Consider the following 22,230-nt stretch of genomic DNA (forward strand, 5'->3'; position numbering starts at 1 on the left):
TCGCGCCCGCTCTGGTGCAAGGAGAATTTTTGGTCTAATGCGCCGCATCAGGTCACGGATACGACATTTGAACCGACATTCCCCAAGGAGCGCGCATGTTTACCGCCACGCTGATCGCTGACCCAAAAGAGGCCAATCTGGATCAAGGCACGCTGGATGCGCTTTGCGGTGCATGGGGCGGTGGCGCGGCGCGTTGGCTCAATCCGAATGTCGCGGCCGAGTTCATGGTGGACCGCGTGCCGTCGAATCGTTGGGAGGCCTGGGAGGGCCTGCAGGGGCTGGGCGTCGATCTGGTCGTGCAGCCCACCGAGGGACGTCGCAAGCAGATGCTGCTGGCCGATATGGACTCGACGATGATCCAGCAGGAATGCATCGACGAGCTGGCCGATGTGGCGGGCGTGGGCGAGCGGGTGAAAGAGATCACCGCGCGGGCGATGAATGGCGAGCTGGACTTCGAAGGCGCGCTGACCGAGCGGGTGGGCCTGCTGAAAGGTCTGCCCGAGAGCGTGATTTCCGAGGTGATCGAGAAGCGCATCAGCTTCATGCCGGGCGGGCACGATCTGGTTGCGACGATGAAGGCCAACGGCGCCTATTGCGCGCTGGTCTCGGGCGGATTTACGGCGTTCACCGGCTATGTCGCAAAGACGCTTGGGTTCGATGAGAACCGCGCGAACCTGCTGCTGGTCGAGGACGGCAAACTGACGGGCGTGCCCTCGCAGCCGATCCTCGGGCGCGAGGCCAAGGTTCAGGCTTTGCTGGAAATTTCGGAAAAGCTGAAACTAGATCACGCGCAGGTTATGGCGGTGGGCGACGGCGCGAATGATCTGGGGATGCTGAAGCTCGCCGGTGCGGGCGTCGCGCTGCATGCCAAGCCCTCGGTCGCCGCGGAATGCGACATCCGGATCAACTTCGGCGATCTAAGCGCGCTGCTCTACATTCAGGGCTACGCGGTCGAGGATTTCGCCTGACCACCCTGCCAGACTTCGGTCAGGCGCCAGTCGTCATCGAAATGCACCAGATCCCCGGCGAAGCCCGGCGCGATCCGACCCACCGGCGCGCCGATTGCCTCTGCCGGGATGCGGCTTGCCATCGCGAGCGCCTGTTCCGGTGATACGCCGACGGTCTCGATCATGAAACGCACCGCCTGCGGCAGCGACAGATCGGCCCCGGCAAGCGTGCCATCCTCCAGCCGCAGCGCCCCGTCACGGCGCAGGATGCGGCGGCCGGCGAGATCGAACTCCATCAGATCGGACCCGGCGCAGGCCATCGCGTCGGAGACGAGGAAGACCTCGCCCTGCCGTTTCGCCGCCAGAGCCAGCCGGATCGTCTCGGGATGCACATGGATTCCATCCGCGATCAACCCGACGGAGACCGGCTGCGACAGCGCCGCGCCGACGAGGCCCGGCTCGCGACTGCCCAGCTGGCTCATCGCGTTGAAAAGATGCGTGACCATCCGCGTGCCCGCCGCGATGGCCTCCTGAGCCTCCGCAAAGCTGCACTCGGAATGGCCGAGGCTGACGACGATCCCGGCCTCGGACAGCCGCGCGATCTGCTCGGGCGTCGCATTGGCGGGCGAGAGCGTCACGATCAGCGTAGGCAGCCCGGTCTTCGCCTCGAGCAGCGTCTCGATGTCTTCCTCGTCCAGCGGGCGGATGCAACCGGGCGGATGGCATCCCGGACGCTTGGGGTCGAGATGCGGGCCTTCCAGATGCAGCCCGCCGAATCCCGGAACGCGCGTCACGGCGGCGATGCCTGCCGCCAGCACCGTCTGGGTCGCGGCGCGGGTATCGGTGATCAGCGTCGGAAGGATCGTGGTCGCGCCGAGATGGGCATGCGCGGCGCAGATGGTGGAGATCGTCTCGAGCGTCGCGTGCCCGCCGAGCATCACGCCGCCCCCGCCATTCACCTGCAGATCGACGAGGCCGGGCGCGAGCGTGCCGCCCGGAAACTCGACAACCTCGCCCTCGGGCATCTCCGCGATCGGACACAGCGCCGAAATTCGACCCTGTTTCAGCACAATCGCATGGTTTTCATGGAAGGCGGTGCCGTCGAAAACGCGCGCGCCCGTCAGGATCAGCTTGTCCAAAACGCATCCTCCATCGCCAATGCCAAGGCGCCGTCGAGCGCGTTTCCTTTCGCGGCCCGCTGCGGCCAGTCACTCAGCGCAAGACCTTGCCCAAGCCCGCCGAGCCACGTCACCGGAAGCGGCTCCTCGGGCTGTAACAGCGCAATCGCCGCGCGGATCTCGGCCTGCGCCGCATCGCGCACGGCCACGGCGGCGGGGTCGGTCGATTGCAGGATACGCGGCGCGAAGCGCGCCCAATCGGCGGGGGTCGCGTCGAGGCTGAAAGCGATCAACCCGTTTCGCCCATCCATCTCTTCGAGCAGTTCGCGCAGGAGCGGCGTCACCGGGCAGAACCCGTCGAGCGCACGCCCCGCCCGCATCCCAAGCGCCCGGCCGATCCACGCGCCCGAGCCCTCATCGCCCAGCCGCAAGCCCCAGCCGCCGATGGCGTGCTGCTGCCCGTCCACCTGCCGCGCGAAGAACGAGCCGGTGCCGATGGCCGCGACGATCCCGTCCTCGGGCCCCAGAGCACCGCGCACCGAGGTCGTCACGTCCTGCACGACGCGGGCCGGGAAAGGCAGTTCGGCGGCCAAGGCCTCTGCGGCGGGCGCATGGTTCGCCCCCGCCAGCCCCAGCACCGCGCGAATCTCGCGCGCGTCGATAGTGCCCATCGCGGTTTCGATGGCGGTGAAGATGTGATGGCGCGCCTCGTCATAGTCCGAGGCGATATTCGCAGGGCCTGACTCGCCACGCCCGATGACGCGGCCAGAACCGTCGGCAAATACCGCCCGGCACCCGCTGCCTCCGCCATCGACTGCAATGAAATGCATCCCCGCCTCCGTTTTGTGCGTAACAGTGCCAAATAGCGGCCCCGAGAGAAAGCGCGTAACGAAATCCGCGCGCGAAACGACTTGGGGAAAGATCGCATCGCCTCTATCACTGGGGCGTGACCCACGGGAGGACCATGCGCAAACCTCTGATATTCCTTGGCCTGATCGCTTTGGCGGTGATCGCGGCCTTTCTGGTGGCCGATCCCGACCCCGAGCGGCTGCGCGCCCTGCGCGACAGTCTCGCCGCGTGGCGCGAGGCGCATCCGCTGGCGTTGCCCATCGGGTTCTTCGTCACTTACGTCGTGGTGACGGCGCTGTCGCTGCCCTTCGCGGTCTGGCTGACGCTGCTGGGTGCCGCGCTTTTGGGGTTCTGGCAGGGGCTGGTGCTGATCTCTTTCGCGTCTTCCATCGGGGCGCTGCTGGCCTTTCTGGTCGCGCGCTACCTGATGCGCGACTGGGTGCGCGGGCGGCTTGGCCCGCGGCTCGCGAAGATCGAGAAAGGGGCGGCGCGCGACGGCGAGTTCTACCTGTTCTCGCTGCGCCTGATCCCGGTCGTGCCGTTCTTTGTCATCAACCTCGCCTTCGGGCTGACCCGGATGAAGGCGTGGAAATTCTATGCCGTCTCGCAGCTCGGCATGCTGCCGGGTACCGCCGTCTATGTCGCGGCGGGCGCGCAACTGGGCGATCTGAACAGCCTGTCGGGGATCGTCTCGCCGGGGCTGCTCGGTGCCTTCGCGGCGCTGGCGGTGTTTCCCTGGGTCGCGCGCGCGGCGCTGCGGGTCTGGGCACGCAAGCGGGCCTATCGCGGCTATGAACGCCCGGCCAAGTTCGACCGCAACCTGATCGTGATCGGCGCAGGCGCGGCGGGGCTGGTGGCCTCTTATGTCGCGGCGCAGGCGAAGGCGAAGGTGACGCTGGTGCAGGAAGGCCCGATGGGCGGCGATTGCCTGAATTTCGGCTGCGTGCCGTCGAAGGCGCTGATCGCCTCGGCTCGGGCCGCGGGCGTGGCGCGCGGCTCCGAGGCGCTTGGCGTGCGCGCGGATGTCTCGGTCGATTGGCCGGTCGTTACGCAGCGGATCTCCGAGGTGATCGCGCAGATCGCGCCGAATGATTCCGTGGAGCGCTATGAGGGCTTGGGCGTCGAGGTGATCGAAGGTCATGCGCGGCTGGAAGACCCGTGGACCGTGCGTGTCGGCGATGAGCACCTGACGACGCGCGGGGTGGTTCTCGCGACCGGCGCGGCCCCGGTGATCCCGCCGATCGAGGGGATCGGATCGGTCGAGCCGCTGACCTCGGACACGCTTTGGGAGACGCTCGCCGCGATGCCTGCGCCGCCCGAGAGAATGGTGATCCTCGGCGGTGGCCCGATTGGCTGCGAGATCGCGCAGGCGTTGGCACGGCTTGGCGCGGGCGTCACCGTGGTCGAGGCGGCGGAGCGGCTGTTGATCCGTGAAGATACGGAGGCCTCGGACGCCATCGCGGCCGCGTTGAGCGCCGATGGGGTCGACCTGAAGCTTGGGGCGAAGGCGATCCGTTTCGGGCAGGATGATAGCAAGTGGCTGGAACTGGAGGACGGCTCGAAGATCGAATTCGACACGCTTCTGGTCGCGGTCGGGCGAAAGGCGCGGCTCGAAGGGTTCGGGCTGGAGGAACTGGGCATTCCAGAGAACAAGGTGATCGAGACGAACGACTACCTCGAAACCCTCATGCCCAATATCTACGCCGCAGGCGATGCGGCAGGGCCGTTGCAGCTGACCAATGCCGCAGGTCATCAGGGCTGGATCGCGGCGGCGAATTCGCTGGCCTCCCCCTTCTGGCGATTCAAGGCTCATTCCGCGCCGATCCCGCATGCGGTCTTCACCTCGCCCGAACTGGCACGGGTGGGGATGACGGCTGCGGAAGCCGAGTCCGAGGGCGTGCATCACGAGGTCACGACCTATCCGCTTGGCGATCTCGACCGCGCACTTGCCGAAGGGGCGGGGAACGGCTTCGTGCGGATCGTCACCGTGAAGGGCTCCGACAAGATCCTTGGCGCGACGGTCTGCGGGGCGCATGCGGCGGAGGTGCTGGCGGAGTTCGCGCTGGCGATGCGGCACGGGCTGGGCTTGGGCAAGATCCTCTCGACGCCGCATATCTACCCGAGTTGGTCCGAGGCCGCGAAGAACGCCGCCGGGCGCTGGCGGCAGGCCCATGTGAACCCGCGCACGCTGCGAATCGCCGAGCGCTTCATGGCATGGAGGCGCGGATGATCGACGCTGCTCTCCTGCCGCTGCAACGTGCAATGATGCAGCCCCCCGCCGAGGCGCTGGCCGCGCGCGGTATCCGCGCCGATCAGGTGACGGTGGCGGGTTTCGCGCTGGGCCTTCTGGCGATCCCGGCGCTGGCGTTCCATGCCTATTGGCTGGCGCTGGCGCTGATCCTTATCAACCGGATCGCGGACGGGCTCGACGGGGCCATCGCGCGGATCAAGGGGCCGACCGATCGCGGGGCGTTCCTCGATATCGCGCTCGATTTTCTGTTCTACGCGCTGATCCCGGTGGGCTTCGCGCTGGCCGATCCTGCGCGCAACGCGCTGGCGGCGACCATCCTGATCGCGGCCTTCGTCGGCACCGGGTCGAGCTTCCTCGCCTTCGCCTCCATCGCCGCCAAGCGCGGGATGAGCACCGATGCCTATCCGACCAAAGGCATCTACTACCTCGGCGGGCTCACTGAGGGGGCCGAGACGATCCTGTTCTTCTCGGCGATCTGCCTGTTTCCGCAGGCCTTCCCGATCCTCGCGGGCCTCTTCGCCGTCGCCTGTTTCGTGACCACCGTGACCCGCTGGCTTATGGGCTGGCGGGCGTTTTCCTGAAATTGGAGAAAGTATGAAATCCCTGTTTGTCGCCCTCGCCGTCGCGCTGCCGCTCGCATCCCCCGCCTTCGCCGACTGGGCGCAGACGAAGGCCGAGGCGAAGGGCCAGACGGTCTATTTCAATGCCTGGGGTGGCGATCCGCGCACCAACGCGTTTATCGATTGGGTCTCGGATCAGATGCAGGAGAAATACGGCGTCACGGTCGAGCAGGTGAAGCTGTCCGACACCGCCGAGGCGGTCTCGCGCGTGCAGGCCGAGAAGGCGGCGGGTCAGGATGAGGGTGGGGCGGTGGACCTCATCTGGATCAACGGGCCGAACTTTCTGGCGATGAAAGATGCGGGGTTGCTGCACGGGCCGTTCGTTTCCGATCTGCCCAATGCGAAATATCTCGACCTGTCCGAAGGCTCGGCGGCGACGACCGATTTCACCGTCCCGACGGAAGGGTACGAGAGCCCGTGGCGGCTTGCGAAATTCGCCTTCGCCTATGATGCGGAGCGGGTGAGCGATCCGCCGAAGGATATGGCGGGGCTTCTGGACTGGGCAAAGGCGCATCCGGGCCGCTTCACCCACCCCAACCCGTCGAATTTCATGGGGGCGAGCTTCCTCAAGCAGGCTTTGGTCGAGCTGGCGCCCGACCCGGCGGCGCTGTCGCAGCCCGTGACGGATGAGGCTTATGCCAAGGAAACCGCGCCGCTCTGGGCGTGGTATGATGCGCTGCGCCCGCTGATGTGGCGTGAAGGCAAATCCTTCCCCGAGAATGAGAGCGCGCAGGCGCAACTGCTGGCCGATGGCGAGGTCGATTTCGCGATGTTCTTCGATCCCGCCGCGCCGGCTGCGATGATCGAGCAGGGCGTTCTGCCGCCTTCGGTCCGCGTCTGGGTGCCTGAAGGCGGCACGATCGGGAATATCTCCTACGTCGCGATTCCCTATAATGCCGCGCATCAGGCGGGGGCGGAACTGGTCGCGAATTTCCTGCTCGATCCGGCCACGCAGGCGCATATGCAGGATATCCGCGTGCTGGGCAGTTTTTCGGTGCTCGATCCGGCAAAGCTGGATGCCGATGCGAAACAGGCCTTCGCCGATCTGCCCACCGCGCCCGCGCTGCCGACGCTGGAGGAGTTGGGCCCGACGCTCCCCGAGCCGCATCCGAGCTGGATGACCAAGCTCACCGAGGACTGGGCGCAGCGCTACACGAAGTGAGGTTCCGATGCGGCTCGCCGGGGCGATCCTGACGCTGGTGATCGGCGCGCCGGTATTGCTCGGCGCGGCGCTGACGCTGGCGACCGGTTTCGGCTGGCAGCCGGGGCTGGGGCGGGTCGCGCTGGGCCTTGGCGGGTTTGTTGAGGCACTGGCCGCGCCTGGTATCCTCACCTCGCTGCGGCTGACATTGGTGACCGGCCTAGGGGCGGCGATGCTGTCGCTCGCGGCCTCGATCCCGCTGGCACGTTGGCTGGTGACGCGGCAATCGGCGTCGCGATGGCTGACGCCGCTGCTGGCGGTGCCGCATGCGGCGCTGGCGATCGGGCTGGCCTTTCTGATCGCGCCCTCGGGCTGGGTCGCGCGGTTGATCTCGCCCTGGGCGACTGGCTGGGATCTGCCGCCGCAGATCGTGACGTTGGGCGATCCGTGGGGGCTGTCGCTGATCCTCGGGCTGATGCTGAAAGAGGTGCCGTTCCTGACCTTGATGACGCTGGTGGCCGCGGCGCAGCGCCCGGTTGTCGAGCAGATGGCGGCAGGGCGTGCGCTTGGCTACGCGCCGGGCCGCGTCTGGGCGCGGATCGTCTGGCCGCAGCTGTACCCGGCGCTGCGGTTGCCGGTGCTGATCGTGCTGGCCTTCTCGCTGTCGGTCGTCGACATGGCGCTGATTCTCGGGCCGTCGAACCCGCCGACGCTGGCGGTGCGCATCCTGCGGCTCTACGGCGCGCCCGATCCCGCGCAGGCGGTGCCCGCCTCGGCGCTGGCGGTGATCTTGCTGGCAGTGATGGGGGTGAGTGCGGCGCTTTGGATAGGGGGCGAGCGCGCGGTGGCACGGCTGGGCAAGGCAATGATCCGCAACGGGCATCGCGGCGTGTCGCGGCGAAACTGGAGCGGCGCTGGCCTGATCGGGGCGGGAGGGCTGCTGGCGCTTGGATCGCTTGGCGCGTTGATCCTGTGGAGCCTCGCGAGCTTCTGGCGTTTTCCCGATGCGCTGCCCGCTGATCTGACCTTCAAACGCTGGGCGAGCGCCGACTGGGCGGGGCCCGCGCTGACCAGCCTGACGCTTGCGCTCGTCTCGACCGCGCTGGCGCTGATCCTCGCGATGCTCTGGCTGGAAAGCGAAGATCGCTCCGGCAAGCGCCTGCCGCTTGGCGCGCTGATCGTACTGCCGCTTCTGTTGCCGCAGATCGGGTTTCTGCAGGGGTTGACCACCGGGTTTCTCTGGCTTGGCCTGCCGCCGGGGCCGGTCGCGGTGACATGGGCCGAGCTGCTCTTCGTCTTTCCCTACGTGATGATCGCACTCTCCGGGCCGTGGCGCGCGCTCGACCGGGCGCATCTCGCCAGTGCGGCGAGCCTCGGGGCTGGGCCGACGCGCCGGCTGCTGCGGATCAAGTTGCCGATGCTGCTGGGTCCGATCTGTGCGGCGGCGGCGATCGGGGTCGCGGTGTCGGTCGCGCAATATCTGGCCGTTCTGCTGCCCGGCGCGGGGCGCGTGCAGGCGCTGGCCACGGAGGCCGTGGCGCTAGCGTCCGGGGCGGATCGACGGCTGGCCGCGATCCTTGCGCTGATGCAGGCGGCGCTGCCATGGGTGGGTTTCGCGCTGGCGCTCGCGGTCCCGGCATGGTGGCATCGCAACCGGCGCGGCTTGCGCGGAGGAGTGGCATGAGCCTTGAGTTGATCGATCTGAGCCTGACCGCGCCCGGCGCCTCCGCCCCGCTCTTCGCGACGCTGTCGCTGGTCGTGGCGCCCGGAGAGACCGTCTGCCTGATGGGGCCCTCCGGGATCGGCAAGTCGAGCCTGCTCGCTCATATCGGCGGCCATCTGCCGCGTGAGTTCACGGCTTCGGGCGATGTCCGGCTCGATGGCGAAAGCGTCACGCATCTGCCCGCCGAGAAGCGCGGCATCGGGATGCTCTTCCAGCAGGCACAGCTTTTCCCGCATCTCTCGGTGGGCGACAATCTGACCTTCGGGCTGTCGGTGCAGGTGAAGGGCAAGGCGGCCCGGCGCGCGGCGGTGGAGGCCGCGCTGGAACAGGCCGGGCTTGCAGGCATGGCGGATCGCGACCCGGCGACGCTATCGGGCGGGCAGCGCACCCGCGCGGCGCTGATGCGCACGCTGCTGGCGCGGCCCCGTGCGGTTCTGATCGACGAACCCTTCGCCGCGCTCGATGCGGAGTTGCGGGCCGAGATCCGCAGCTTCACGCTGCAGCATCTCCAAGCCGAGCGTATCCCCTGCCTCATGGTCAGCCACGATCCGGATGACGGCGCGGCTGCGGCGCGCCGGATCGCGTTGGGCTGAACCCCGCGCAGCCGCAATGCGGCGAAACCCGGCAGACTTGCGCGATGAGGGCGCTGAGGCTATTTCCAAGCGCATGATTTTTGCTGTCGGACACCGCTCGTCACGTCTTTTGAAGCCCCTCGCCCTCGCGCTGGGGATGACCGGTTTGCTGGCCGCCTGCCAGCCGACGGCCTTCGGCACGGTGCAGGTCGCCAAGGCTCGCACCACGCTGGCCAATGGCGCGTTGACGGTGGCGGCGCCGAAAGGCTGGTGCATCGATCCGAAAAGCCTGCGCAATTCCGGCGCGGGGGGCTTTGCGCTCTTTGGCAATTGCGCGGCGATCTCCGGCAATGCCGAGGATGCCCATGCACCCGAACCCGCGCTGCTGAGCGTCACGGTCGGGCCGCCCGCCTTGGAGGATGGCTCCGGCAAGCTGTCGCAGGACCGGCTCAAGAAGATTGGTGATTTCTTCCATTCCGAAATCGGGCGCGCGGCGCTGTCGCGCTCCGGCGAAGCCGCTGACGTGACGATCAAGGGCACCGATATCTCGAATGGTACATTGCTGCTGCGGGTCGAGGATCGCTCCGGCACGGGCGGACCGCCGATTGCGAAGACCTACCTGCGGGGCGTCACGGCGCTTGGCGGGCGGATCACGGCGCTGTCGGTGATGCCGCTGAAGGAAGGCGAAATGAGTTATGTCCAGCAGCGGCAATTGCTCGAGACATTCATCGCCGCGATCCGCGCCGCGAATTGACGTCTCCAGACGACGCGCAGTTACCTTCCCGGTCGAAACCCGGAACGTGATGAGTTCGTGCGGAAATTCCCCCTTTCTCGCAACCCGATGATAAGGAATAACTGCTGTGATGCCGCAAGTGGCACCGGCAGGCGGGAAAGAAGGGCAGCACATGGCAGGACGGAACGGCGGATCGCTGTTGCAACGGATTGCCGAGCGACGCAGCTTGCGGCGCTGGCGCGATGCGGCGTCCAAGGTCCCTGCATTGGATCCGGAGGGGCTTCGCGGTTTGCGCGCACGGGCGCGTGCCCTGCGCAACGAAGTCGACACGGTGCTGCGCGCGACCGAGCAGCGGCTGACGGCCTTTCCCGGCGATAGCTCTGTGCGCAAACCATCGGGCAGCGATTGGGCGTGGCGACCGACGCTGTGGCGCGTGAAGGCGCATCCGCATGGCATCGCGGGGGCGCAAAGCCGCGCCAAGCTCGGCGATGACCTCACCCTGTTCCATGACTGTCCGCGCTCCGAGATCACGCTGCGCCAGATCCGCAATACGAAAGGCGAGACGCTCGCGCCGTTCGGGCTGCGGCTCGATGTGCTGCGGTTCGAAGGGTCGTTCCTGTCGCTGGTGCTCGACCTGCCCGACGCGGCGCTTGGCGGGCTGCAGCTCAACCATCTCATCCGGCTGGAGATGCAACTGGAGTGCGAGCGGGAGCTGGAAGTGTTCTGCCGCCTCAACATCAAGCACGGCCCCAATTCGGAGCAGCTGGTGCGCGAACTGCCCCATGGCGACGGCGCGCGCTCTGTCGAATTCGATTTGGCCTATACGCGGATGAACGAACGGCGGCTGGAGAAGGCGTGGGTCGATCTGATTTTTGAAAACCCACGGATGAACGAGGTGGTGATCCGCGATCTCACCTTCGCGCGCTACCCGCGCGCCGAACTGTGACGGAGGCGAGGATGCTGGACAGCACGCGGATCAAGGCAGGGCGCTGGGAAGCGGTGAGCCATGAGAAAGAGGCGCCCGATCTGGAGGTGCGCCATCAGGGCGAGGTGCTCGAAGGGTTGTCGGTCAGCGGCGCGCCCGGCGACTGGCGCATCGCGCAGCCGATCCCGGCGGAGTTGCTGAGCGAGGGGGTGCTAACCTTCCTCGTCTGCCGCAAATCGGATGGCGAGGTGATCGACCGCTTCTCGCTGGTCGCGGGCGCGCCGCTCGCGGGTGATCTGCGCGCCGAGATCGACCTGCTGCGCGCCGAGCTGGACATGCTGTCGCGCGCCTTCCGCCAGCATTGCGCCGAGAGCGAAAGCTGAGCATTTCACGCGCGCCCCTCGCGCGCGGGCGCGCGCACGCGTAGAAAGAAGACCTAATCGTCGAGCAGTTTGGCGACCGCCCGCAGCTCGAATTTCTGGATCTTGCCGGTCGACGTCTTCGGCAGTTCCGAGAACACCACGCGCTTGGGCGTCTTGAAGCCTGCGAGCCGCGCGCGGCAGAACTTGATCAGTTCTTCTTCGGTCGCCTCCTTGCTCTCCTTCAACTCGACGAAGGCGCAGGGCACCTCGCCCCAGGTCTCGTCCGGCTTGGCCACGACCGAGGCGAGCGACACCGCCGGATGGGCGCAGATCACGCCCTCCACCTCGACCGAGGAGACGTTCTCGCCGCCCGAGATGATGATGTCCTTCGCGCGGTCGGTGATCTTGATGTAGCCGTCGGGATGCATGAAGGCGATGTCGCCCGAATGGAACACGCCGCCCTCGAAGGCCTCGCGCGTCGCCTGCGGGTTCTTGAAATAGCCCTTCATCACCATGTTGCCGCGGAAGACGATCTCGCCCAGATGCTGCGCGTCGCGCGCGACCTCCTTGCCCTGATCGTAGACGGTGACTTTCTCGAGCATCGGCATCGAAACCCCGGTGCGCGCCTTCAGGTCGGCACGCGCCTCGCCTTCGGTTCCCTCCCAGGAAGGCTTCCAGGTGCATTCCACCGCGGGGCCGTAGGTTTCGGTCAGGCCGTAGACCTGCGTGACGTTGAAGCCCAGCGGCTCGATCGCGGCCAGCGTCGAGGCGGGCGGGGGCGCACCGGCGGTGAAGACCTCCACCACATGATCGAAAGCGCGGCGATGTTCGTCCTTGGCGTTGATGATGGTGTTCAGCACGATCGGGGCGCCGCCGAAATGCGTCACGCCATGATCGGCAATCGCGTCGTAGATATTCTTCGCAGTTACGTCCCGGCAGCCGACGACCGTGCCGCCCATCATCGGGATCATCCAGCTATGGGTCCACGAGTTGCAATGGAACAGCGGCACGATGGTCAGCAGCACCGGATAGAGCTGCATGCGCCACGAGATCGCATTGGCCTGAGTCGAGAGATAGGCGCCCCGGTGATGATAGACGACGCCCTTGGGCTTGCCGGTCGTGCCGGAGGTGTAGTTGAGCGCGATGCTCTCCCATTCGTCCTCGGGCATGATCCAGGTGAACATCGGATCGCCCTCGGCCACCAGCGCCTCGTATTCGAGGTAATGCCCGGTCGGCTCGAACCCGTGCTCGGGGTCGGCGACCTCGATGATCTGGGGCGCGGAGCCCTTCATTTTCTTCACGGCTTCTTCGGCCACCGGCAGGAAGGCCACGTCGCAGAGCACGACCTTCGCGCCGCCATGCTCGAAGATATAGGCGACGGTATCGACATCGAGCCGGGTGTTGATCGCGTTGAGCACCGCACCACAGGCGGGCACGCCGAAATGCGCCTCGATCTGGGGCAGGGTGTTGGGCAGGATCGTCGCCACCACGTCGCCGGGCTTCACGCCGCGTGCCTTGAGGGCGGAGGCCAGCTGACTCACGCGCGCGTGGTAATCAACGTAATTATAAGAGCGGCTGCCGTAGATCACCGCCGGTCGCTCGGGGAAGACCTCCAGCGCGCGGTTGAGATGCGACAAAGGTGTAAGCGGTGCGTAATTCGCCGCGCATTTCTCCAGACCCGTCTCGTCGGCAAGCCAGCCCATGAAATCCTCCACGTAAATTGTCCGGGCATCTTCAGGCGGCATCGCGAGAAAGGAAAGAGGATTTGCATCATCTTTCGTCACAGCTAGTGTCGCGCGCATGATCGTTTCGCATGGCCGTCGCTACATCTTCGTTCATATCCCGAAGACGGGCGGCACGGCGCTGACGCTCGCGCTGGAGAACCGCGCGATGGCGGATGATCTGCTGATCGGCGATACGCCCAAGGCGCGGCGGCGCAAACGCAGGCTGGAAGGGTGCGAGACCCGGGGGCGGCTTTGGAAGCATTCCACGCTGTGCGACGGGCTGGGGCTCTATAGCGAAGACGAGGCGCGCGCCTATTTCACCTTCACGCTGGTGCGGAACCCGTGGGACCGGGTTGTCAGCTACTACCATTGGTTGCGCGAGCAGCGGATGGCGCATCCCGCCGTGGCGTTAGCAAAGTCGCTCAGCTTTTCGGACTTCCTTAACCATCCGCACACGCAGGCCTCGCTCGCGGCGGCCCCCTATGGCAGCTACATGCGGTTGCCGGACGGGGAGGAGATTTGTGACCTCTATATTCGCCTCGAAGATGTAGAGGCCGATGCCGCCCCCCTCGCGTCACATCTCGGTTTTTCCGTGACTCCCCTCGCGAGATGCAACATCTCCGAGCGGAAGCGCAACTGGCGCGGGTATTTTTCAGATTTCGACGCTGAAGTGGTTTCGAAACTCTGTGCCGAGGACATCGCGCGGTTCGGTTACCGATTCTAAATTTTCGCGCAATTGCAATTTGCGACGCAATTTGGGCGATTCTCACGGGTCTGTGAGCGCACCCCTATCCAAAAAGATAGGTCAAACGCGCGAACCCCTATCCAAAAAGATAGGTCAATCACGGGTCCGTGAGCAACTTACTGTCCGAAAGTATAGGTTTGCCACATTTCGGTCACCTTTCGGCCCCGGAAACTCCCCAGGAATCAATTGATCTAGGTAGGACGAAGAAATGGCCTCGCCGACTTTCAGAAGGAAGACCGACATGACCCGCAGTGCAACGACGACTTGGAACGACGATTGCGCCTTTGATTCCGCTCTGGCGGGCGCAACCTCCGGGCGAGTGCTCGATAACGGGGCTGCTTCGGGGATCGTTGCCGGAACGCGAATCGCGACCGCTATGGGCTGGCGCCCGGTGGAAGCAATTGCGGTTGGCGACATGGTCATGACCTTCGACAGTGGCCTGCGTCCCGTCGTGGACGTCAAGCGAACTCAACTCTGGCTCGGTCACGGGCGTTGCCCGGACCATCGCAAGCCGCTCGCCGTGCCGGTCGGCGCGTTGGGCAACAAAACCCCGATGCTGCTTTTGCCTGAACAGAACATGATGGTGGAAAGCGACATGGCTGAGGCAATTTACGGTGACCCCTTCGCCGTAATCCCTGCCTCTGCTCTTGAAGGCTATCGTGGGATCGATCGGATTACACCCCACCGTCCGATCGACGTGATCGTGCTGGAGTTTGAGGAGGAGGAGATCGTCTACGCAAATGGTTCTGGCATGGTCCATTGCGGTTCGGTCAACAGCCACCGGCTTGAAGCACTCTTCGACGATGATGCAGGCCCGAACTACGAGACGCTGTCGCTTGAAATGGCACGCTCGATCGTTGCAGGGCTCATCGACGAAGATCTGACCGCGCACGCTTACGCGGCAGAGTGATAGCCCGGCCTGATTCCCTCCTGATCAACTGACAGGCCGAACGCCGCACCCATGACCAGGGTGCGGCGTTTTCCTTTGTCTTGGAGACAGGTGGGAGGCGGGCGTTGAAGTGCCTCCCGGCCATAGAAAAACGCCGGGGCCTTTCGGTCCCGGCGTTCTGGTTTCTCTGGCGCTGTGGGATCAGGCGGCTTTCGCGGCCTGACCTTCGCCGTAGCGACCGTAGAAGGTCTCGCCCGAGGCTGCGATGTCGCGCAGCAGAGCCGGGGCCTCGAAGCGCGGGCCGTATTGTGCGGTGAGCGCCTCGCAGATCGTGACGGCCTTGCCTGCGCCGAGGATGTCGAGCCAGCTGAACGGGCCACCCGACCACGGGGCGAAGCCCCAGCCGAGGATCGCGCCCACGTCACCCTCGCGGATGTCTTCCAGCACGCCCTGCTCGAAGGCACGGACCGCTTCCAGCACCTGCGCCATCAGCAGGCGATGCTGGACGTGATGCACGTCGGGCTGCTCGTCGGCGCGCGGGAACTTGGCGTCGAGACCTTCCCAGAGGCCCTGACGTTTGCCCTTCTCGTCATAGTCGTAGAAGCCCGCGTTCGACTTGCGGCCCATCCGGCCTTCGTCGGCCATCCAGAACAGCACGTCATCGACCGCCTCATCGGGATAGGCATCGCCCATCGCCGCCTTGGTGGCCTTCGCGATCTTCACGCCGAGGTCGATCGAGGTCTCGTCCACCAGCTGCAGCGGCCCCAGCGGCATACCGACCATCGTCGCGGCATGTTCGACCAGCGTCGGGTTCACCCCCTCGGCGACCATGCGGATGCCCTCGTTGATGTAAGGGATGATGCAGCGGTTGGCGTAGAAGAAGCGCGCGTCGTTGACCACGATCGGGGTCTTGCGGATCTGGCGCACGAAATCGAGCGCTTTCGCCACGGCGACCGGGCCGGTCCCGGCGCCCTTGATGATCTCCACCAGCATCATCTTGTCGACGGGCGAGAAGAAGTGGATGCCTATGAACTGCTCGGGGCGCGCGCTGGCCTTGGCCAGTTCGGTGATCGGCAGGGTCGAGGTGTTGGTCGCGAAGATCGCGCCCTGCGGGATCACGGCTTCGGCCTTCTTGGTGACCTCGGCTTTGACGCCCGGATCTTCGAACACCGCTTCCACGATCAGGTCGCAGCCCTCAAGCGCGGCGTAATCCGTGGTCGCGTTGATCAGGCCCAGCGTCTTCGCCTTGCCTTCCTCGGTGACCTTCTTGCGCGAGATGCCCTTGTCGAGGATGCCCTCGGAATAGGATTTCCCGCGATCGGCGGCCTCCTGGCTGTTGTCGATCAGAACGACCTCGATACCGGCCTTGGCCGAGACATAGGCAATGCCTGCGCCCATCATGCCGGCGCCGAGGATACCGACCTTCTTCACCTTCTGGTCCGACACGTCGGGACGGTTCGCGCCCTTCTCCAGCGCGCCCTTGTTGATGAAGAGCGAGCGGATCATCGAGGTCGACGACGGGTTCAGCAGCACATTGGTGAACCAGCGCGCCTCGATCTTGATCGCCTGATCGAAGGGCACGAGCGCGCCTTCATAGACCGCCGACAGAAGCGCCTTGGCCGCCGGATAGACGCCTGCGGTCTTGCCATGCACCATCGCGGAGGCCCCCACGAAGGTCATGAAGCCCGCCGGGTGATAGGGCGCGCCGCCGGGCATCTTGAAGCCCTTCGCGTCCCACGGTTTCACCAGATCGGCGTCTTTGGCGTTCAGCACCCATTCCTTCGCGGCGGCCAGCGGATCCTCGACGACCTCGTCGATCAGGCCTGCGGCTTTCGCCTTCTTGGGGTCCGAGAGCTTGCCTTCCAGCAGGAAGGGCGCCGCCGCCATCGCACCGAGCTTGCGCGAGACACGGGTGGTGCCGCCGCCGCCGGGGAAGATGCCGACCATGATCTCGGGCAGGCCGATCTTGGCCTTCGGATTGTCCGCGACGAAGGTGCGGTGCGTCGACAGCGGCAGCTCCAGACCGATGCCGAGCGCGGTGCCGGGGATCGCGGTTGCGATCGGCTTGCCGCCCTTGTTGGTCTTCGGGTCCATGCCGGCGCGCTCGATCTTGCGCAGGACATGGTGCATCTGCATCACGCCGTCGAAGATCGCCTGAGCGCCGCCTTCGCGCATCTCCGCGATGACGTTGAGATCCATGCCGCCCGCGAAATCGGGCTTGCCGGAGGTGATGACGACGCCTTTGCATTTGTCATCCGCCAGCGCCTTGTCGATGAAGCTGTCGAGGAGCGCGAAGCCCTCCATGCTCATCACGTTCATCGACTTCTCGGGCACGTCCCAAGTGATGACGGCAACGCCGTCGCTGCCAAGTTCGTATTTGAAATCAGCCATTTGTTCCTCCCTCACACGCGCTCGATGATGGTCGCGGCGCCCATGCCGGACGCAACGCAAAGCGTGGCCAGACCGGTGTTCAGGTCGCGGCGTTCCAGCTCGTCCAGCAGCGTGCCGATGATGATCGCGCCGGTGGCGCCGAGCGGGTGGCCAAGCGCGATCGCGCCGCCATTGACGTTGACCTTGTCGGCATCGACCTGGAAGGCCTGCATGAAGCGCAGCACGACCGCGGCGAATGCCTCGTTCACCTCGAACAAGTCGATATCCGAGATCGACATGCCCGAATCGGCGAGGATCTTCTCGGTCACCGGAACCGGGCCGGTCAGCATGATCGTCGGATCGGTGCCGATCTTCGCGGTGGCACGGATGCGCGCGCGGGGCTTGAGGCCATGCGCTTCACCGAATTCCTTGTTGCCGATCAGCACGGCGGCGGCACCGTCCACGATACCCGAGGAGTTGCCGGCGTGGTGGACGTGGTTGATGTGATCGAGATGCGGGTATTTCAGCATCGCGACCTTGTCGAAGCCCGGCATCACCTCGCCCATCTCCTTGAAGGAGGGCTTGAGGCCGCCGAGGCTTTCCATCGTCGTGCCCGCCCGCGGGAATTCGTCGTGGTCGAGGATGGTCAGACCGTTCTGGTCCTTCACCGGGACGATCGACTTCGCGAAACGGTTGTCCTTGATCGCCTCTGCTGCACGGCGCTGCGATTCCACGCCGAGCGCGTCGACGTCTTCGCGGCTAAAGCCGTATTCGGTCGCGATGATATCGGCCGAGATGCCCTGTGGGACGAAGTAGGTCTTCATCGCGAGCGACGGGTCCACGGCGATTGCTGCGCCGTCCGAGCCCATCGCGACGCGGCCCATCATTTCGACGCCGCCTGCGATATAGCCCATGCCCGCGCCGCCGCGCACCTGGTTGGCGGCGAGGTTCACGGCTTCCATGCCGGAGGCGCAGAAGCGGTTGATCGACAGGCCGGGAATGCGCTCGTCGAGATCCGACAGAAGCACCGCCGAGCGCGCAAGGCAGCCGCCCTGCTCCATCACCTGGGTCGCGTTGCCCCAGATCACGTCCTCGACCGCGTGGCCTTCGAGGTTGTTACGCTCGGCCACCGCGTTCAGCAGCCGCGCCGACAGCGCGACCGAGCTGACCTCGTGCAACGAGCCGTCCTTGCGGCCCTTGCCCCGCGGGGTGCGGGCTGCGTCATAGATATAGGCTTCCGTCATGGTTCCTCCTCACGCCCGGTCGGAAGGATTGCCGGGCATCAAATCATAGGGGTGTTTCCAACCGGGCAGGGCGGCGATGCCATCCAGCCAGCGGTCGATATTGGGGAATTCCTTGCGGTCGAACCCGAAGGGCTCGGGGTAGTAGAGGTAACCGCAGCAGGCGAAATCGGCCAAGCTGGGCTGGTCGCCGACGACCCAGTCGCGGCCGTCCATATGCTTTTCCAGCGTCTTGATCGCGGTCAACACGCGGCCCTTGAGCCAGCCGATCGCCTCTTGCGGACGCTTCTCTTCGGGCAGGAAGTTCATCAGGAAGCGCAGGCCGCCTTGCTGGCCCGAGCCCTTTTGCGCATCCCAGAACATCCAGCGCAGCATCTCGTTGCGATCCTCGGCGAGGAATTTGCCGGTCTGCTCCGCGATATGAAGCTGGATGACGCAGGATTGCGACAGGGTCAGGTCGCCCTCTTTGAAGACGGGTGCTTCGGCCATTTCGTTCAGCGACTGATACTCGGCGCTGCGCGCCTCGCCGTTGAAGAAATCGACATAGACAGGCTCCCAGTCGTAGCCCGCCAGTTCCATCGTCAGCGCCGCCTTGTAGGCGTTGCCAGACTCTCCGAAGCAATAAAGTTGTGCCGCCATTCGCTGCGGTCCTCCCTGATCACGGGGCCAATCTGACCCCTAAGTGACGCGAACGTAAGCCCCTCATGAGCATTTCGCCGCAACGTCATTCCAGCACGACGTCGCGTCCAACGCGAGGGAGAGGGCGACGTTCCGTCGCGAGAGGTGAACGGACGTGAACGGAAAGCGTGGAAAAAGCGAGCGTCGAGGTGCGGTTAGCGCACCGCTTCCATCGTGCCTTTGGGAAACTCGATGCCTTCGAAATCGGGGTAGACCTTGCGCAGAACCGCGATCTGCGCCGGGCTGTCGATGCGCACGAGATACCATTCCTCGCCGTCTTGCAGCGCCAGCGTGGTATTGGTCGAGCGCACCTTGCCCATATCGGGCACCTCCATCACCGTCGAGGTCGGAATCTGCGCATAGGCCCGGCCCGAAGACGTCTCTCCGGTCTTCATCGCGGCGATGTTCATCTCGAAATCGTCGATCGTCACCGAGGCCATCGCGTCGTTGATCTGCTTGCGCATGATGTCTTCGAGCTGCTCTTTCGGCACGCCCGTCTGATCCGCGATCGCCTGCATCATCTTCGGCGGCACCGTGTCGAAAAAGACCGAGTAATCCTTCGCATCCACCGCCTTGGTGAAACCCGCGACTTCCTGCGTCACCGCGTTGCGATCGGCGGCATCGAACGCGAGCGCAGGCAGAGCCGAGAGGGAAAGGGACGCGACAGCGAAAGCGAGAGACAGGCGGGTCATGGATGTCCTTTCGAAATCAGGCTTTGCGCTCGCCAAGCTCGGCCTTGAACAGCCGCAGGCGGTGGTTGAGATTTTCCTCGTGGGTGACGGAGTTGAAATGCTCGAACAGAAAGGTCAGCGCCTCGTCGGGCGTGATTTCCGCCTCCTGCGCGAAGCGGTTGAGTCTGCGATAGGCGTCATTGGTCATGGCGACGGGAAAGCGACGGGTCAGGCGCAGGCGTTTGGGCATTCAGGCTCCGGGGCAATGTGGCGCGGGAAGGCGCGTCAGGTTGCGCGCAGCTTAGGAAGAAACCTGCGCGCTGGCCAGACCGCCGGTGCCTTGGGTTCGTGCATGGGAATCGCCCCTAGAGGTCGTCCCAATCGCTCAGCCCGAGCTTGTTCTTGCGGTGGATCTGCCACAGCGCCATCAACGCGCCAAAAGCGAGCGCCGAGATCACCAGCGTCACCAGATGCGGCGCGAAGGACATGCCCTCAGTCGCGCTCAGCAGGTGGTCCACCAGAAGCTGCGCGACCGCGAACCCGGCTGCGAAGATCAGCAGGTTCTGCTTCCAGTCGAGATAGGGAATCGGGCGCGGCTCGAAGCCCAGCCAATGCAGCACCCGCGCGCCCATTGGCGGCCGGGTCGAGCGGAACACGCCCCGCGCCCGCAGCTCTGCGAGAGCGGCGTCGTAACGGCGGTTGGTTTCTGCATTATCGAGATACATGACGGCGGGACTCGGTGGGAATCGTCTCTGGTTGGAGATTCCGAGGGTAGACCCGCGCGGCCGCAAAACAATCGTCCGGCGCTACACTTCGCCTGACATGGCGGTGATTGAAAATTGAAACGGCGGGCCGAGGCCCGCCGTTCATTCTCGTTTGATCCGTTCGACTTAGAACTGGTCGTCGGCGAGCGCCATGACCGGGTCCGCGCCGGTCTCGATCCGCGCGAGGTGCATCGCGCAGGCCGGAAGCTGACGCGCCATGTAGTAGCGGCCGGTGGCGATCTTGCCCTCGTAGAAGGCGGTGTCCGACGCCCCGTTGTCGAGCGCGGTGAAGGCGGCTCTCGCCATCCGCGTCCACATCAGGCCGAGGCAGACATGACCCATCAGATGCATGAAGTCATAGCTGCCCGAGAGCGCCGCGTTCGGGTTCTTCATGCCGTTTTGCATGAAGAACATGCCCGCCGTCTGAAGCTGCTTGGAGGCATTCTTCAGCGCGTCGGTGAAGGGCTTCATCCGCTCGTCATCGTCATGCGATTTGCACTCGGCTTTGACCATCTCGAAGAAGGCCATGACGTGCTTGCCACCGTCGGCGGCCAGCTTGCGGCCCACCAGGTCGAGCGCCTGAATGCCGTTCGCGCCCTCGTAGATCATCGCGATGCGCGCGTCGCGCACATGCTGCGACATCGGCCAATCCTCGGTATAGCCGTGGCCACCGAAAACCTGCTGCGCGGAGACGGCAGTCTCGAAGCCCTTGTCGGTCAGGAAGCCCTTGATGACCGGGGTCATCAGCGAGATCAGACCTTCGGCCTCGGCGTCGTTGAGCGCATGCGAGCGGTCGATCAGATGCGCACCCCAGAAGGTGAAGGCGCGGGCGCCCTCGACGAAGCTCTTCTGATCCATCAGCATCCGGCGCACGTCCGGGTGCACGATGATCGGATCGGCGGCTTTCTCGGGTGCTTTGACGCCGGTCACGTCGCGACCCTGCGTGCGGTCCTTCGCGTAAGCCACGGCTTCCTGATAGGCAGCCTCGGCCACGGCGTAGCCCTGAAGGCCCACGCCGAGACGCGCTTCGTTCATCATCGTGAACATCGCGCGCATCCCCTTGTGGAGATCGCCCAGCAGCCAGCCCTTCGCGCCGTCATAGTTCATGACGCAGGTCGCGTTGCCGTGGATGCCCATCTTCTCTTCGAGCTTGCCGACCGAGAGCGAGTTGCGCTCGCCCAGCGAGCCGTCCTCGTTGACGAGGAATTTCGGCACGATGAAGAGCGACACGCCCTTGGTGCCTTCGCCACCGCCCGGCGCTTTCGCCAGCACGAGGTGAATCACGTTATCCGACAGGTCGTGGTCGCCTGCCGAGATGAAGATCTTCGTGCCGGTGATCGCGTAGGAACCATCGTCCTGCGGCTCGGCCTTGGTGCGCATGAGACCCAGATCGGTGCCGCAATGGGGCTCCGTCAGGTTCATCGTGCCGGTCCAGTCGCAGGTGACCATCTTCGGCAGATAGGTCTGCTTCTGCTCGTCCGTGCCGTGGGTGTGGATCGCCGAATAGGCGCCGTGGGTCAGGCCCTGATACATGTTGAAGGCCATGTTGGCCGAGACGAACATCTCGCCCACCGCGCAGTTGAGCAGATAGGGCATGCCCTGACCGCCGAACTCGGGATCGCAATCGAGCGCGGTCCAGCCGCCCTCTTTCATCGCCTCGAACGCCTTGTCGAACCCTTTCGGCGTGCGGACCACGCCGTTTTCGAGCACGCAGCCTTCCTTGTCGCCCACCTCGTTCAGCGGGGCCAGCACCTCGGACGAGACCTTCCCGGCCGCATCCAGAACGGCCTCGGTGAAGTCGCGGTCCATTTCCTCGTAACCCGGCACATCCGAATTCGAGACTTTGAGCAGCTCATGCAGCACAAACTGCATGTCCTTGGTGTTGGCGATAAAGCTCGACATGGTTC

Annotated in this window: 21 protein-coding genes; 11 read left to right on the forward strand and 10 right to left on the reverse strand. The window is 65.3% G+C overall.

Annotated elements, in window-relative coordinates:
- Nucleotides 1-95: 95 nt before the first annotated feature.
- Nucleotides 96-968 (forward strand): phosphoserine phosphatase SerB, encoded by an 873-nt coding sequence (gene serB / locus ACZ7GB_RS11415; RefSeq protein ID WP_078550872.1) that lies wholly within the window; start codon nucleotides 96-98, stop codon nucleotides 966-968.
- Here serB and nagA read toward each other — a convergent pair.
- Together nagA and ACZ7GB_RS11425 are read right to left on the reverse strand one after the other, a co-directional pair.
- The gene (nagA, locus tag ACZ7GB_RS11420) at nucleotides 944-2,086 is read right to left on the reverse strand and encodes an N-acetylglucosamine-6-phosphate deacetylase (protein WP_472158755.1); all 1,143 of its coding nucleotides are present in this window, start codon (nucleotides 2,084-2,086) and stop codon (nucleotides 944-946) included. The genes serB and nagA overlap by 25 nt on opposite strands.
- Nucleotides 2,074-2,895 (reverse strand): glucosamine kinase nucleotide-binding domain-containing protein, encoded by an 822-nt coding sequence (locus tag ACZ7GB_RS11425; protein ID WP_472158756.1) that lies wholly within the window; start codon nucleotides 2,893-2,895, stop codon nucleotides 2,074-2,076. Before ACZ7GB_RS11425 ends, nagA begins: the two co-directional genes overlap by 13 nt.
- Before the next feature lie 134 nt (nucleotides 2,896-3,029).
- Here ACZ7GB_RS11425 and ACZ7GB_RS11430 point away from each other — a divergent pair, with 134 nt between their 5' ends.
- From ACZ7GB_RS11430 to ACZ7GB_RS11465, 8 genes are all read left to right on the forward strand, one after another.
- Nucleotides 3,030-5,144 carry an FAD-dependent oxidoreductase gene (locus tag ACZ7GB_RS11430; protein ID WP_472158757.1) on the forward strand — a complete coding sequence of 705 codons (2,115 nt, stop codon included), beginning with the start codon at nucleotides 3,030-3,032 and terminating at the stop codon, nucleotides 5,142-5,144.
- Nucleotides 5,141-5,746 (forward strand): CDP-alcohol phosphatidyltransferase family protein, encoded by a 606-nt coding sequence (locus ACZ7GB_RS11435; RefSeq protein ID WP_078541666.1) that lies wholly within the window; start codon nucleotides 5,141-5,143, stop codon nucleotides 5,744-5,746. Before ACZ7GB_RS11430 ends, ACZ7GB_RS11435 begins: the two co-directional genes overlap by 4 nt.
- Nucleotides 5,747-5,759: 13 nt before the next feature.
- On the forward strand, nucleotides 5,760-6,947 hold the full coding sequence (locus ACZ7GB_RS11440; RefSeq protein WP_472158759.1) for an ABC transporter substrate-binding protein: 1,188 nt from the start codon (nucleotides 5,760-5,762) through the stop codon (nucleotides 6,945-6,947).
- Between the two features lie 7 nt (nucleotides 6,948-6,954).
- Entirely contained in the window at nucleotides 6,955-8,610 is a 1,656-nt protein-coding gene (locus tag ACZ7GB_RS11445) for an ABC transporter permease (protein WP_472158760.1), read from the forward strand.
- Entirely contained in the window at nucleotides 8,607-9,242 is a 636-nt protein-coding gene (locus ACZ7GB_RS11450; protein ID WP_472158762.1) for an ATP-binding cassette domain-containing protein, read from the forward strand. The genes ACZ7GB_RS11445 and ACZ7GB_RS11450 overlap by 4 nt, the downstream gene beginning before the upstream one ends.
- Before the next feature lie 136 nt (nucleotides 9,243-9,378).
- Nucleotides 9,379-9,975, forward strand: a complete 597-nt coding sequence (locus tag ACZ7GB_RS11455) for a hypothetical protein (RefSeq protein ID WP_472158763.1) — start codon at nucleotides 9,379-9,381, stop codon at nucleotides 9,973-9,975.
- Nucleotides 9,976-10,126: 151 nt separating this feature from the next.
- Nucleotides 10,127-10,900, forward strand: a complete 774-nt coding sequence (locus ACZ7GB_RS11460; RefSeq protein WP_472158764.1) for a DUF6478 family protein — start codon at nucleotides 10,127-10,129, stop codon at nucleotides 10,898-10,900.
- 11 nt (nucleotides 10,901-10,911) lie between these two features.
- Nucleotides 10,912-11,262: a hypothetical protein gene (locus tag ACZ7GB_RS11465; protein ID WP_472158766.1), complete on the forward strand. Its 351-nt coding sequence runs from the start codon at nucleotides 10,912-10,914 to the stop codon at nucleotides 11,260-11,262.
- A 53-nt stretch (nucleotides 11,263-11,315) separates the two neighbouring features.
- On the opposite strand, the gene ACZ7GB_RS11470 is transcribed toward ACZ7GB_RS11465, so the two are convergent.
- Entirely contained in the window at nucleotides 11,316-12,944 is a 1,629-nt protein-coding gene (locus tag ACZ7GB_RS11470) for an AMP-binding protein (RefSeq protein ID WP_472158767.1), read from the reverse strand.
- 97 nt (nucleotides 12,945-13,041) lie between these two features.
- On the opposite strand from ACZ7GB_RS11470, the gene ACZ7GB_RS11475 reads away from it, so the two are divergent.
- Together ACZ7GB_RS11475 and ACZ7GB_RS11480 are read left to right on the forward strand one after the other, a co-directional pair.
- On the forward strand, nucleotides 13,042-13,689 hold the full coding sequence (locus ACZ7GB_RS11475) for a sulfotransferase family 2 domain-containing protein (protein ID WP_472158768.1): 648 nt from the start codon (nucleotides 13,042-13,044) through the stop codon (nucleotides 13,687-13,689).
- A gap of 262 nt (nucleotides 13,690-13,951) precedes the next feature.
- Nucleotides 13,952-14,620: a Hint domain-containing protein gene (locus tag ACZ7GB_RS11480; RefSeq protein WP_158522193.1), complete on the forward strand. Its 669-nt coding sequence runs from the start codon at nucleotides 13,952-13,954 to the stop codon at nucleotides 14,618-14,620.
- Nucleotides 14,621-14,800: 180 nt separating this feature from the next.
- Here ACZ7GB_RS11480 and ACZ7GB_RS11485 read toward each other — a convergent pair whose 3' ends face one another.
- The 7 genes from ACZ7GB_RS11485 to ACZ7GB_RS11515 form a co-directional block, all read right to left on the reverse strand.
- Nucleotides 14,801-16,990: a 3-hydroxyacyl-CoA dehydrogenase NAD-binding domain-containing protein gene (locus tag ACZ7GB_RS11485; RefSeq protein ID WP_472158770.1), complete on the reverse strand. Its 2,190-nt coding sequence runs from the start codon at nucleotides 16,988-16,990 to the stop codon at nucleotides 14,801-14,803.
- Between the two features lie 11 nt (nucleotides 16,991-17,001).
- Nucleotides 17,002-18,213: an acetyl-CoA C-acetyltransferase gene (locus tag ACZ7GB_RS11490; protein ID WP_078550857.1), complete on the reverse strand. Its 1,212-nt coding sequence runs from the start codon at nucleotides 18,211-18,213 to the stop codon at nucleotides 17,002-17,004.
- A gap of 9 nt (nucleotides 18,214-18,222) precedes the next feature.
- Nucleotides 18,223-18,849 (reverse strand): glutathione S-transferase family protein, encoded by a 627-nt coding sequence (locus tag ACZ7GB_RS11495; RefSeq protein ID WP_078522323.1) that lies wholly within the window; start codon nucleotides 18,847-18,849, stop codon nucleotides 18,223-18,225.
- Nucleotides 18,850-19,043: 194 nt separating this feature from the next.
- Nucleotides 19,044-19,580 (reverse strand): hypothetical protein, encoded by a 537-nt coding sequence (locus ACZ7GB_RS11500; protein ID WP_472158772.1) that lies wholly within the window; start codon nucleotides 19,578-19,580, stop codon nucleotides 19,044-19,046.
- A 16-nt stretch (nucleotides 19,581-19,596) separates the two neighbouring features.
- Nucleotides 19,597-19,809, reverse strand: a complete 213-nt coding sequence (locus ACZ7GB_RS11505; protein ID WP_078522325.1) for a hypothetical protein — start codon at nucleotides 19,807-19,809, stop codon at nucleotides 19,597-19,599.
- A 115-nt stretch (nucleotides 19,810-19,924) separates the two neighbouring features.
- The gene (locus ACZ7GB_RS11510) at nucleotides 19,925-20,284 is read right to left on the reverse strand and encodes a DUF6404 family protein (RefSeq protein ID WP_078522326.1); all 360 of its coding nucleotides are present in this window, start codon (nucleotides 20,282-20,284) and stop codon (nucleotides 19,925-19,927) included.
- A gap of 165 nt (nucleotides 20,285-20,449) precedes the next feature.
- Complete coding sequence (locus tag ACZ7GB_RS11515; protein ID WP_472158773.1) at nucleotides 20,450-22,225, reverse strand: acyl-CoA dehydrogenase C-terminal domain-containing protein; 1,776 nt, start codon at nucleotides 22,223-22,225, stop codon at nucleotides 20,450-20,452.
- Between the last annotated feature and the right edge of the window lie 5 nt (nucleotides 22,226-22,230).

This window comes from Thioclava sp. PTB-PU3-1, assembly GCF_055666785.1.

What these genes read in the sequence shown, in the direction of transcription:
- ACZ7GB_RS11445 (WP_472158760.1), top strand. Translation starts at nt 6,955, where the DNA reads ATGCGGCTCGCCGGGGCGATCCTGACGCTGGTGATCGGCGCGCCGGTA.
- ACZ7GB_RS11490 (WP_078550857.1), bottom strand. Translation starts at nt 18,213, where the DNA reads ATGACGGAAGCCTATATCTATGACGCAGCCCGCACCCCGCGGGGCAAG.
- ACZ7GB_RS11465 (WP_472158766.1), top strand. Translation starts at nt 10,912, where the DNA reads ATGCTGGACAGCACGCGGATCAAGGCAGGGCGCTGGGAAGCGGTGAGC.
- ACZ7GB_RS11495 (WP_078522323.1), bottom strand. Translation starts at nt 18,849, where the DNA reads ATGGCGGCACAACTTTATTGCTTCGGAGAGTCTGGCAACGCCTACAAG.
- ACZ7GB_RS11505 (WP_078522325.1), bottom strand. Translation starts at nt 19,809, where the DNA reads ATGCCCAAACGCCTGCGCCTGACCCGTCGCTTTCCCGTCGCCATGACC.
- serB (WP_078550872.1), top strand. Translation starts at nt 96, where the DNA reads ATGTTTACCGCCACGCTGATCGCTGACCCAAAAGAGGCCAATCTGGAT.
- ACZ7GB_RS11435 (WP_078541666.1), top strand. Translation starts at nt 5,141, where the DNA reads ATGATCGACGCTGCTCTCCTGCCGCTGCAACGTGCAATGATGCAGCCC.
- ACZ7GB_RS11500 (WP_472158772.1), bottom strand. Translation starts at nt 19,580, where the DNA reads ATGACCCGCCTGTCTCTCGCTTTCGCTGTCGCGTCCCTTTCCCTCTCG.
- ACZ7GB_RS11430 (WP_472158757.1), top strand. Translation starts at nt 3,030, where the DNA reads ATGCGCAAACCTCTGATATTCCTTGGCCTGATCGCTTTGGCGGTGATC.
- ACZ7GB_RS11425 (WP_472158756.1), bottom strand. Translation starts at nt 2,895, where the DNA reads ATGCATTTCATTGCAGTCGATGGCGGAGGCAGCGGGTGCCGGGCGGTA.
- ACZ7GB_RS11440 (WP_472158759.1), top strand. Translation starts at nt 5,760, where the DNA reads ATGAAATCCCTGTTTGTCGCCCTCGCCGTCGCGCTGCCGCTCGCATCC.
- ACZ7GB_RS11470 (WP_472158767.1), bottom strand. Translation starts at nt 12,944, where the DNA reads ATGGGCTGGCTTGCCGACGAGACGGGTCTGGAGAAATGCGCGGCGAAT.
- ACZ7GB_RS11460 (WP_472158764.1), top strand. Translation starts at nt 10,127, where the DNA reads ATGGCAGGACGGAACGGCGGATCGCTGTTGCAACGGATTGCCGAGCGA.
- ACZ7GB_RS11455 (WP_472158763.1), top strand. Translation starts at nt 9,379, where the DNA reads ATGACCGGTTTGCTGGCCGCCTGCCAGCCGACGGCCTTCGGCACGGTG.
- ACZ7GB_RS11515 (WP_472158773.1), bottom strand. Translation starts at nt 22,225, where the DNA reads ATGTCGAGCTTTATCGCCAACACCAAGGACATGCAGTTTGTGCTGCAT.
- ACZ7GB_RS11480 (WP_158522193.1), top strand. Translation starts at nt 13,952, where the DNA reads ATGACCCGCAGTGCAACGACGACTTGGAACGACGATTGCGCCTTTGAT.
- ACZ7GB_RS11485 (WP_472158770.1), bottom strand. Translation starts at nt 16,990, where the DNA reads ATGGCTGATTTCAAATACGAACTTGGCAGCGACGGCGTTGCCGTCATC.
- ACZ7GB_RS11475 (WP_472158768.1), top strand. Translation starts at nt 13,042, where the DNA reads ATGATCGTTTCGCATGGCCGTCGCTACATCTTCGTTCATATCCCGAAG.
- ACZ7GB_RS11450 (WP_472158762.1), top strand. Translation starts at nt 8,607, where the DNA reads ATGAGCCTTGAGTTGATCGATCTGAGCCTGACCGCGCCCGGCGCCTCC.
- ACZ7GB_RS11510 (WP_078522326.1), bottom strand. Translation starts at nt 20,284, where the DNA reads ATGTATCTCGATAATGCAGAAACCAACCGCCGTTACGACGCCGCTCTC.